This window comes from Streptomyces himastatinicus ATCC 53653 (assembly GCF_000158915.1).
GTDB classification, from domain to species: domain Bacteria; phylum Actinomycetota; class Actinomycetes; order Streptomycetales; family Streptomycetaceae; genus Streptomyces; species Streptomyces himastatinicus.
In genome coordinates this window covers 5,678,382-5,688,852 of the sequence record NZ_GG657754.1, presented here as the reverse complement: position 1 = coordinate 5,688,852, position 10,471 = coordinate 5,678,382, and the positions used below count along the sequence as shown (strand labels likewise).

Below are 10,471 nucleotides of genomic sequence, written 5' to 3'. Positions count from 1 at the left end.
CCCGGCGAGGGCGCGGCTGTAGACCGGCGCGGCGAGTTGGCGCTTGGGCGGGGCCGGGGCGATCGTCCCGTACAGCGTCAGCCCGCCCGCGAGCGTGTCGACCGGCAGCCGCCCGTCGGACAGCCGCGGCCAGGCGGTCTCGTCGGCGACCAGGTCGGCGAGCACCGTCGTGCTGCCCGGCGGCCGCTGGGCCAGCTCGGCGGCCAGCCAGTGCCACGGCAGCGCGGTGTAGCGGGCGGTCCTCGGCGTCGTACGGGCCAGCGCGAGGTGCGGCAGCCGCTGCTTGTGGTCGAGGTTGAGCTGACCCGCGAGATAGATGAGCACCGGGCCCGGATGGGCGGCCGCCGTCCGCAGATGCGTCAGCACGGTCTGCGGATCGGCGGGGTCCACGAGTTGGACGACGCTGGCGCCGCCCGGCGTGCCCAGCAGCGCGGCCGGAGGCACGGCCGCGAGCTGTGGCAGCGCGGCGGCGGCGTCCATCAGCCGCTGCTTGCCCATCGGACCGGCGGCGAGGAGCAGGGCGTAACCGGGCCTGCTCGTCCGCGCCGCCCCCGTGCCCGCCGTGTCGTTCCCCATACGTGCACCGTATCCGCATCCGGCGACGTCGGGTGGGGGTGTGACATACGTGGCATCGGGGACGGCGGTTCGGACACTCAGCGGCTGAGCCCCCGGTAACGGCCCACGGCAAGCGGGAAGAAGACCACGAGAAGCGCCAACGGCCAGCAGACGGCGAGGAGTCCGGCGTGCTCCGCGGCCCACGACGCGCCGTGGCCCCCGGGGCTCCCGAACAGGTCGCGGACCGCGGTGGCCGTCGCCGACATCGGGTTCCACGCCGCGATCGACCCGATCCAGGCGGGCATCGACTCGGGTGCGGCGAAGACGTTGGACAGAAAGCCGATCGGCCAGACCAGGATCTGCACGGCCTGCACGAGTTCGGGGCGCCCGGCGAGCAGGCCCAGATAGATGCCGATCCACAGCATCGCGAAGCGCAGCCAGAGCAGCAGCCCGACCGCGAACAGCGCGTCGCCGATGCCGCCGTGCCAGCGCCAGCCCATCGCGAGCCCGACCCCGATGAGGAGCAGCACGCTGAGCGCGGACTGGAGCATGTCCAGCACGCTGCGCCCGATCAGCACCGCGGAGGAGGCCATCGGCAGGGAGCGGAACCGGTCGATGACGCCCTTGTTGAGGTCCTGGGTGATCGCGAGCATGGTGGCTTCGAGGCCGAAGGCCATGGTGAGGGCGAGCATGCCCGGCACCAGGTAGTGCTTGTAGTCGCCACCGCCCGGGACGGTCATCCCGCCGCCGAGGAAATACGCGAACATCAGCAGCATCATCACCGGGAAGACCAGGCCCACGACCACCTGGACGGGTTGGCGGGCCCAGTGGGCGAGGCCGCGGCGGGTCATGGTCCAGGAGTCGACGAGGGTCATGGCGGTCATACGGACGTCTCCTCTTCGGTCAGGGTCTTCGCACGGGTCCCGCCACTGGTCGGCTCGTCCATGTGCTCGCCGGTGAGGTGCAGGAACACCTCGTCGAGGGTGGGGCGGCGCAGGGCGATGTCCTCCGCCTCGATCCCGGCCGCGTCCAGGGCCCGTACGGTCTCGGTGAGGGCGGCGACCCGGTCGGTGACCGGAGCGCCGATCCGCCGCCGGTCGGGGTCGGTCTCGACCGAGGCGGCGCGGGTGGCCATGCCGATCACCGAGGCGGCGGCGGCCAGTTGACCGGCGTCGCGCAGCACGATGTCGATGCGGTCCCCGCCGATGCGGGCCTTGAGCTGGTCGGTCGTGTCGTTCGCGACGGCCCGGCCGTGGTCGACCACGCAGACGCGGTCGGCGAGCTGGTCGGCCTCCTCCAGGTACTGGGTGGTGAGCAGGACCGTCGTACCGTCGCCGACCAGGGAGCGGACCGACTGCCACACCTCGGTGCGGCCGCGCGGGTCGAGCCCGGTGGTGGGCTCGTCCAGGAAGAGCACCCGTGGCCGCACGATCAGGCTCGCGGCCAGGTCCAGCCGCCGCCGCATGCCGCCGCTGTACCGGCCGACGGCCTTGGTGCCGGTGTCGCCGAGGCCGAACCGCTCCAGCAGCTCGTCCGCGCGGGCCGCCGCGCGCCGCCCGCCGAGGTGGTGGAGGCGGCCGAACATCTCCAGGTTCTGCCGCCCGCTCAGCTCCTCGTCCACCGCGGCGTGCTGGCCGAGCAGTCCGATGCGGTGGCGGACCTCGTCGGGGTGGCGCAGCACGTCGTACCCGGCGACCTCGGCGCGGCCGCCGTCGTGGCGCAGCAGGGTGGCCAGGATGCGGACGCAGGTGGTCTTGCCCGCGCCGTTGGGGCCGAGCACGGCGTGCACGGTGCCGGACGGGACGGTCAGGTCGAGTCCGGCCAGGGCCGGTTTTCCCCCGGGCCGCTTTGCTCCGGCCCGTGGTGCTCCGTAGGTCTTGCGCAGTCCTTCGACGACGATCGCGGGATCGCTGTCGGCCACGGTCTTCCCCTCTCGCTCCGCGATGAGCCACATTAGTCAAATTTGACTACGAGCTTCCGGAAGGTACTCCCCGATCCGGGTCTAGTCAAACTTGATTACTGCCGGAATTACTCCGCGTGCGGGTTCGGCGCCCCGTCCGCCAGGACGTCCACCGAGCGCTCCCCCTCGCCCGCCATGACGTACGCCCCGCCTTCCAGCCGCTCGATCAGCCCGCGGGTCCACTCGGCCCCGCTGTCGGCCGAGTGGACCCAGAACTTCATGATCTCGCCGATGTGGCCCCACTCGTCGGGGCTGTCCTGCGGCGGCGACCAGTGCCGGGTGACCTCGGCCCGCCACCCCTCCAGCGCCGCCACCCGCTCCTTCAGCAGGGCGATGGCCTCGGCACGGGGCAGGTCCACGATGAACCCGACTCCGGCCGTCAGCTCGTCGATCTTCTGGTCGTGCCGCAGCAGGGCGTCCCGCAGCAGCTTGAAGTACTCCTCCTCGCCCGCCGCGGTCAGCTCGTACTCGGTGCGCGGCGGGCCGCCGGCGGTGCTCGGGGCCACGTCGTGGGCGCGCATCAGGCCCTGCTTGGCCATCTGTTTGAGCGCGTGATAGATCGATCCGGGTTTGGCGTTGGACCACTCGTGCGCGCCCCAGAACTCCAGGTCGTTACGGACCTGATAGCCGTGTGCGCGCCCGTGCTGGCGCACCGCTCCCAGCACCAGCAGCCGGATCGCTGACATGTGCCCGTCTCCCCATCCTGCCCCCGCCTGACCTGCGCTGGGGTCCAGAGTAGGGGTGTCAGCCCTCCATGAGCGACCAGTCGGGCTCGGGCATCGCACCGGTCTCGAAGACCAGATCGAACGCGCCCTTCCCGTCGATCGTCTCGCGGATGATGTCCGCGTGCCCCGCGTGCCGGGCGACCTCCTCGATCATGTGCAGGACCGCCCAGCGCCAGGTACGGGTGCCACCCTCGTCCCAGGGGTAACGGGGCGACTCGAACGTCGCGTCGAGCGAGGGCAGCGCCCGCACGGCCGTCTCGGTCTCGCGCGCCGCCTCCTCGTACAGGGCGAGCAGCGCCTCGACCGTCTCGCCCTCGGAGGGCGTCCAGTGGTCCTGCCACTCGTCCATCTGCTTCTTCGAGAATTCGACCGCCTCCCCCTGGAGGACCCGCAGCCAGCCGCGCTCGCCCTGCGCCACGTGCTTGAGCAGCCCGGCCAGGGAGAGGGCGCTCGCGGTGGGCTTGCTGCGGGCCTGCTCCTCGGTCAGACCGTGCACGGCGCGCCGGATGCCGCCGCGCTGGGCGTCCAGATAGGCCAGCAGCGCGGAGCGCTCGTCCTTGCAGTCTTCGGCGTTCACGACGGTGGGCATGGCTGCCGCCTTTCACCAGGAGAGCGCCCGGGTCGGGTGCCCTTCGATGAACCCCACATTAGGAAGGCTTGCGGTCAGCTTCTGTCCGCAAGCCCTCCCCGGGACCGACGTATCAGAACGGGAACTGGCTGCGGCCGTGCTGGATCGAGATCCACTTGGTGGTGGTGAAGTCCTCGACCATCGACTCCCCGTTGAGCCGCCCGACCCCCGAGTGCTTCTCGCCGCCGAAGGGCACGATCGGCTCGTCGTGCACGGTGCTGTCGTTCACATGGATCATGCCGGTGTGGACGCGCTTGGCGAGGCGCACCCCGCGCTCGATGTCGCCGGTGTGCACGGCGCCGCTGAGGCCGTAGTCGGTGTCGTTGGCGATCCGGACGGCCTCCTCGTCACCGTCGAACGGGATCAGCACCACGACCGGCCCGAAGACCTCCTGGCGGAGGATCGCCGAGCCCTCGGGGACGTCGCCGAGGACGGTCGGCTCCACCAGGGTGCCGTCGGCCCGCCCCCGCAGCAGCGCGGTCGCGCCGTCGGCGATCGTCTGGTCGACGAGCGCGGTGATGGCCTCGGCCTGGCTCTCGTTGATCAGCGGGCCGATGTGGGTGGCCGGATCGCCCGGGTCGCCCACCGTCAGCGTCTTCACCTTGGCCACGAACTTCTCGGTGAACGCGCGCTCCACCGACCGGTCGACCAGCACCCGGTTGGCGGCCATGCAGACCTGCCCCTGGTGGACGAAGCGGCTGAACACCGCGGCGTCCACCGCGTAGTCGAGGTCGGCGTCGTCCAGCACGATCAGGGCGCTGTTGCCGCCCAGCTCCAGGATGGAGCGCTTGAAGTGCGAGGCCGCGACGGTGGCGACATGGCGGCCGACGCGGTCGGAGCCGGTGAACGAGATGACCTTCGGGACCGGGTGCTCGATCAGGGCGTCACCGATCTCCGCGATGTCGGTGACGACCACATTGAGCAGCCCGGCCGGCAGCCCGGCCTCCTCGAAGATCTTCGCGACCAGACCGCCGCCGCATATCGGGGTGTTCTGGTGCGGCTTGAGGACGACGGAGTTGCCGAGGGCCAGCGCCGGGGCGACCGACTTCAGCGACAGCAGGAAGGGGAAGTTGAACGGACTGATCACGCCGACGACACCGACCGGCACCCGGTAGAGGCGGTTCTCCTTGCCGTCGTCGGGCGACGGCAGGATGCGGCCCTCGGGACGCAGCGCCAGCTGGACCGCCTCGCGCAGGAACTCCTTGGCGAGGTGCAGTTCGAACCCCGCCTTGACGTGGGTGCCGCCGCACTCCGCGATGATCGTCTCGGTCAGTTCCTTCTCGCGCTCCTCGATGACGCGCAGCACCCGCTCGAAGACCGCCCGCCGGGCGTACGGATTGCGGGCCGCCCACTCCGGCTGGGCCCGCTCGGCTGCGCGGTAGGCGAGGTCGACCTCGTCGACGGTGGCCACGGTGATCGAGGCCAGCTTCTCCCCGTCGTACGGGTTGAAGTCGACGATGTCCCAGGAACCACTGCCGGTGCGCCACTCACCGCCGATGTACTGAAAGGCCAACTCGGAGAAGTAGGACATGCCATCCCTATCTGGAGGACGCGGGACCGCATCCGGACACCCGCGAACGCGTGGGGGGTATTCCTGACAGGGCGTCATCCTACTGATCAGTCAGAGTTCGCGCAGGAGCCCCCCGAGCAGGTCCCGGCTCTTCTCCGGGGACAGACTGTCCGCCCCGAGCCGCTCCAACGCCCGCTCGTACTGCCCCACTTCATCGGGTTTGTCGAGGTAGAGCGCGCTGGTGAGCTGTTCCAGATAGACGACGTCCGGCAGATCGGACTCCGGGAACCGGAGCAGGGTGAACGCACCGCTCTCCCCCGCGTGCCCGCCGAACGCGAACGGCATCACCTGGAGCGTCACGTTCGACTGCTCGGACACGGAGAGAAGGTGCCGCAGCTGGGCGCGCATCACCTCCGCCCCACCGTACGGGCGGCGCAGCGCGGCCTCGTCCAGCACCACGTGGAACGCCGGGGCCCGCTCGGAGACCAGCAGCTTCTGCCGCTCCAGCCGCAGCGCCACCCGCCGCTCCACCTCGGAGTCGCACGCCTGCGGCTGGCCCCGGGTGACCACCGCGTGGGCGTACCCCTCGGTCTGGAGCAGGCCATGGATGAACTGGACCTCGTAGACGGCGAGATGCGAGGCGGCGCCCTCCAGACCGACGTACGTCTGGAACCAGCCCGGCAGCACATCGCCGTAACTGTGCCACCAGCCGGTGAGGTTGGCCTCGCGGGCGAGGCCGAGCAGCGCCGCGCGCTCCGCCTCCTCGGTGACCCCGTACAGGGTCAGCAGGTCCTCGATGTCGCGCGCCTTGAAGCTCACCCTGCCCAGCTCCATCCGGCTGATCTTGGATTCGGAGGCGCGGATCGAATAGCCCGCCGCCTCGCGTGTGATGCCCCTGGCCTCGCGCAGCCGCCTGAGTTGGGAGCCCAGGAGAATGCGGCGCACCACCGATCCACTCGACTCGCTTGCGGTCATGTGTCCGTGACCCTCCCTGTACGGAACGCGCTCTTCCGGCGATGGGCCCCCGCAACCCGGCAGGCCGAAGTCTGCCACTTTCCGGGCTCCGGTCTGTGCCCAAGCGGTTACCCGACCGGGAGGCCTACGCAGATGTGCGTAGAACGAAAGTGTGGCAAAGGTGCATGCACTACCTCAATACCTCTGCGTGCACGTGCATTTGCCCTTGCATCTGCCGTCGGCATTCGAAACCATGGGGTACGCGCACGTGCAAGCTCGTACGAGATCTGGCCAGGATTCGTCAGGGCCACGGATGCAGGAGTGCTCGCATGGGGAGCGAAGGTACGGCCCTGCTGGAACCGTTGTGGCGAGGGCTTCCCGCGATCGATCCCTCCGCCGTCTCCGGCGCCGTCTCCTGTTCCCTCCCGGCGCGCTACGACGCGGTCAAGGGGGCGCGGCAGTTCACCGGCGCCACGCTGCGGCAGTGGGATCTGTCCGAGCTGCTCGACGAGGTGGCCCTCGTCGTCTCCGAACTGGTCACCAACGCGCTGCGGCACGCGGTCGCCGGGGTCCTGCCCGGCAGTCCGCCCGGGGACGGGCCCGAACCGCCCCTGGTGCGGCTCCACCTGATGTACTCCGCCTCACGGCTGGTGTGCGCCGTACGCGACCCCAGCGAGGCCGGACCGGTCGCCGGGGAGGCCGGCTCCTGTGAGGAGTCCGGGCGGGGGCTGTATCTGGTGGAGTCGTTCACCGACGGCTGGGGCTGGCATCCGCTGGCCGGAACGCTGTCCGGCAAGATCGTCTGGGCCCTGTTCCGGCTGCCCCGCCCCGCGGATTAGTGGGGCGTCCGGACTAGTGGGGCGTCGCCTCCGGCGGCGCCGTCGTGATGCCCAGCGAGTGCAGCTGGAAGAGGCGCGACACATCGTGGGAGGTGACGATCCCCTCCAGATGCCCGTCGTCCACCACCAGCACCGGCATCCCCCCGGCCCCCGGCCGGGCCCGCTCCAGCACCTCGCTCAGCAGCTCGTCCGACGTGGCGACCGTGCACCGCGACAGCGGCGTCGCCACCTCGCGCACCCGCCGCTCCTCCCGCATCCCGGCCGGGACCGCCGCCAGCGCGCGCAGCTCCACGACACCGCTGACCCTGCCCTCGAAGTCCAGCAGCGGCATCACCGAATGACGTGAGTGCGCCGCCACCTCGTCGATGAACCGCCCCACCGGCAGCCAGTCGGCGCCCGTCGCGACCGGCGAAGACATCGCGTCGCCCGCCCGCACCCCGCGCAGCGCCGTGTTGATACCGGCCCGCTGCCGCTCCGCGTTGGCGATCACCAGCATGAACAGCCCGACGAGCGCGATCCACAGCCCGCCGCCCTCTCCGCGTACGAACGAGAACCAGCCGAGCGCGATGAGCAGGATCCCGAAGATCTGGCCGCTGCGTCCGGCCGCCCGCTCGGCCCGGTCCCGGTCGCCCGTACGCCACCACAGCACCGCCTGCACCACCCGGCCGCCGTCCAGCGGCGCGGCGGGCAGCAGGTTGAACACCCCCAGCAGCAGATTCGCCCAGCCCAGCCAGATCAGCACCGCGGCCGGTACGCCCCATCCGGCCAGCGCGTTGGCCCCGATCCCGGCGCCGACCGCGACACCGCCGATGGCCAGGCTGGTGAGCGGGCCGCTGATGGCCACGAGCAACGCGATCCCGGCGGTGCGCGGCCGCCCCATCTGGGTCATGCCGCCGAGCGCCCACAGCGTGACGTCCTCCACCGATACGCCCTTGCCGCGTGCGGTGACCGCGTGGGCGGCCTCATGCAGCAGCAGGCTCCCCATCAGCAGAAGGGCGCCGATCACGCTCGCGACCGCGTACACGAGCCCGGTCCGGCCGGGCGTCCAGGCGGGCAGCGTCTCGCGCCCGAGTCCATAGGCGAGCAGGACGATCAGTACGGGGGCGCTCCAGTGCATGCGCAGCGGCACCCCGAGGACATGTCCGACGCGGACCGAGCCGTTCATCGCTCATCGCCGTCTCACATCAGAACGACCCCCACCGATACCAGTGTCGCTCACGCGCCCATGTCACGCGCGGGCGCTCAGGGGCGGTCCGTTACGCGTGGCCGACCGGGTCGTGCACCAGGTGATCGAATTCCCCGTCCTTGACGCCGCGCAGCATCGCCTCGACCTCGGCCGGGGTGTAGACGAGCGCCGGTCCGTCCGGGAAGCGGGAGTTCCGTACGGCCACGTGCCCACCGGGAAGCTTGGCGAACTCGACACAGGACCCCTGGGAATTGCTGTGCCTGCTCTTCTGCCAGACGACCCCCTGGAGGTCCGCGGCCGCCATGCCGTTGTACGGGTGGTCGCGCACAGGGCTCTCCACTGTTCGTGCATTAGTGCAACTGTCAACTGACTGGGATGATAGCCGCGTTTCTTTACTTATGCATGGGCGAATGCATGAGCAGATGCACGTGCACATGGCGTGATCACGTGAGCACGGCGTCTTCTGCCCCGACCTGAGCGCGTCAGTCGTCATGGATGCCGTCATGGAAGAAGACGACGAGGACGCCCCGCGGGTTGGCCCGCGGGGCGTCCTCGTCATCAGGTGCGTCAGCGCAGGGCGGCCGGGGTGCCGGAGGGCTCGGCCAGGGCGGTGGAGGTGGAGACGGGGACGCCGAAGTTCGGGGTGCCGTCCGCGTTCCAGTTCACCTTCTGCGCCCGGGTGGTACGGGTGCCGCTACAGCCGTCCGTGGCCTTGGCGTTGGCGTGATAGGCCATCCAGACCTCGTTGCCGTCGGGCGACGGGAAGAAGAAGTTGTGGCCCGGTCCGTACACCCCGGCCGCGTCATTGCGCTGGAAGACCGGGTTGGCGTACTTCTTCCACGCGCCCGCCGCCAGCGGATCGCTCCCGGTCAGCTCCATCAGGCCGAGCTTGTAGTCCGGGGTGTCGCAGTGCGAGGCGGAGAAGGTGAGGAAGGTCCGGCCGCCGTGCTGGAGGATGACCGGCCCCTCGTTGACCGCGCTGCCCGACTTCTCCCAGGCGTAGGAGGGCGTCGCGATGCGGACACCGGCGCCGGTCGGGGTCCAGGGGTTGCTCATCCGGACCGCGTAGAGGTTCTGCGAACCGCCCTCCCAGAAGGAGTACAGCATGTAGAGGCGGCCGTCCGGCAGGGAGAGATAGCTGCTGTCGATCATCCAGCGGTTGTCGCCGTACGGATCGACCTGGCCCTTGTAGGTGTACGGGCCCAGCGGATTGGAACCGGCGCTCTCCAGCACATGGACGTGCTGGTGGTCGATGTTCGCCGACACCCCCGCGCTGTACGTCAGGTACCAGCGCAGGCCGTTCGGGCCGCCCAGGCGGTGGAGTTCGGGCGCCCAGAAGTTGCAGCAGCGGGACGCCACGGTCTCGCGGTACACGGTGGTGGGCGCCGCGGTCTTCAGCCCGCCGAGCGTGGGCGACCGGCGCATCTCCCAGTGCGAGGCCCAGGTGGTGCCCAGGTGGTAGTAGTACCCGGCGTAGCGGATGATCGTCGGGTCCGCGCCGTTCTGCGTCACGAGCGGATTGGTGAAGCTCCCGGCCCTCACCGCCGGGGAACCGGCCGGTTCGGCCTTCGCAGCCGGTTCGGCCTTCGCGGCGGTGGCGTTGCCCGTCTGCAGCAGGGCGACGAGCGCGAGCAGCGCGGCCGTCAGCAGCGGCAGCGCTCTGGTGCGGATGCGGGTCATGGAAGGCTCCAGGGTTCGAGAGGCCCGGGCAGCCAGGTGCTACGCCCGGTCGATATTTCGAACACGCTCCGTCATTGCGAACGGACGGTAGAGCCGCCCGGTCGAAGGGGTCAACCCCTCGCGCAGCGGTCACCGTTGCTCCCGGGGCCGTTGTCAGACCCCCCTGCCAGACTCACGGTCATGAGGTGGGCAGCAGCAGAGACGGACGACGGGGGTGTTCGTCTCTGCCCGCTCGACGCCTCCGGAAAGGCCGCCGGACCGGTCGTCGAGGTCCCGGCGGCGCGGGGCGGGATCGCCGAAGCCGTGCGGTCCCGCCCGGAGGCCGACCGGTGGGTGTGGCGGTCCACCGCCGAGGTCTACCCACGGCTGCTGGCGGCCGGAGTCCGGGTCGAGCGGTGCTACGACGTGGAGGCGGCCGAGGCGCTGCTGCTCGG

General features: G+C 70.7%; 10 protein-coding genes and 2 pseudogenes. 2 read left to right on the top strand and 10 right to left on the bottom strand.

Annotated features, from left to right (window positions below; all coding sequences use genetic code 11):
- The 7 genes and pseudogenes from SSOG_RS53870 to SSOG_RS24055 form a co-directional block, all read right to left on the bottom strand.
- Positions 1-576: pseudogene (locus tag SSOG_RS53870) on the bottom strand (hypothetical protein); the annotation flags it as partial.
- Positions 577-653: 77 nt separating this feature from the next.
- Complete coding sequence (locus SSOG_RS24080) at positions 654-1,439, bottom strand: ABC transporter permease (protein ID WP_009716857.1); 786 nt, start codon at positions 1,437-1,439, stop codon at positions 654-656.
- Positions 1,436-2,509 (bottom strand): ATP-binding cassette domain-containing protein, encoded by a 1,074-nt coding sequence (locus SSOG_RS24075; RefSeq protein ID WP_050799947.1) that lies wholly within the window; start codon positions 2,507-2,509, stop codon positions 1,436-1,438. Before SSOG_RS24075 ends, SSOG_RS24080 begins: the two co-directional genes overlap by 4 nt.
- 74 nt (positions 2,510-2,583) lie before the next feature.
- A complete protein-coding gene (locus tag SSOG_RS24070) occupies positions 2,584-3,201 on the bottom strand; it encodes a PadR family transcriptional regulator (protein ID WP_009716855.1) in 618 nt (205 codons plus the stop codon).
- A 58-nt stretch (positions 3,202-3,259) separates the two neighbouring features.
- A complete protein-coding gene (locus SSOG_RS24065; protein ID WP_009716854.1) occupies positions 3,260-3,829 on the bottom strand; it encodes a DinB family protein in 570 nt (189 codons plus the stop codon).
- 112 nt (positions 3,830-3,941) lie between these two features.
- Positions 3,942-5,399, bottom strand: a complete 1,458-nt coding sequence (locus SSOG_RS24060) for an aldehyde dehydrogenase family protein (RefSeq protein WP_009716853.1) — start codon at positions 5,397-5,399, stop codon at positions 3,942-3,944.
- Between the two features lie 90 nt (positions 5,400-5,489).
- Entirely contained in the window at positions 5,490-6,353 is an 864-nt protein-coding gene (locus SSOG_RS24055; protein ID WP_039938548.1) for a helix-turn-helix domain-containing protein, read from the bottom strand.
- Between the two features lie 308 nt (positions 6,354-6,661).
- Here SSOG_RS24055 and SSOG_RS24050 point away from each other — a divergent pair, with 308 nt between their 5' ends.
- Positions 6,662-7,171: an ATP-binding protein gene (locus SSOG_RS24050; protein WP_009716851.1), complete on the top strand. Its 510-nt coding sequence runs from the start codon at positions 6,662-6,664 to the stop codon at positions 7,169-7,171.
- 13 nt (positions 7,172-7,184) lie between these two features.
- Here SSOG_RS24050 and SSOG_RS24045 read toward each other — a convergent pair whose 3' ends face one another.
- The 3 genes from SSOG_RS24045 to SSOG_RS24035 form a co-directional block, all read right to left on the bottom strand.
- Entirely contained in the window at positions 7,185-8,336 is a 1,152-nt protein-coding gene (locus tag SSOG_RS24045; RefSeq protein WP_009716850.1) for a site-2 protease family protein, read from the bottom strand.
- A 91-nt stretch (positions 8,337-8,427) separates the two neighbouring features.
- Positions 8,428-8,661: a DUF397 domain-containing protein gene (locus tag SSOG_RS24040; protein ID WP_039941620.1), complete on the bottom strand. Its 234-nt coding sequence runs from the start codon at positions 8,659-8,661 to the stop codon at positions 8,428-8,430.
- Positions 8,662-8,924: 263 nt separating this feature from the next.
- Entirely contained in the window at positions 8,925-10,037 is a 1,113-nt protein-coding gene (locus tag SSOG_RS24035) for a glycoside hydrolase family 43 protein (RefSeq protein WP_009716848.1), read from the bottom strand.
- Positions 10,038-10,217: 180 nt separating this feature from the next.
- Between SSOG_RS24035 and SSOG_RS53865 the strand changes: the two are divergent.
- Positions 10,218-10,471 (top strand): annotated as a pseudogene (locus SSOG_RS53865) (bifunctional 3'-5' exonuclease/DNA polymerase); the annotation flags it as partial.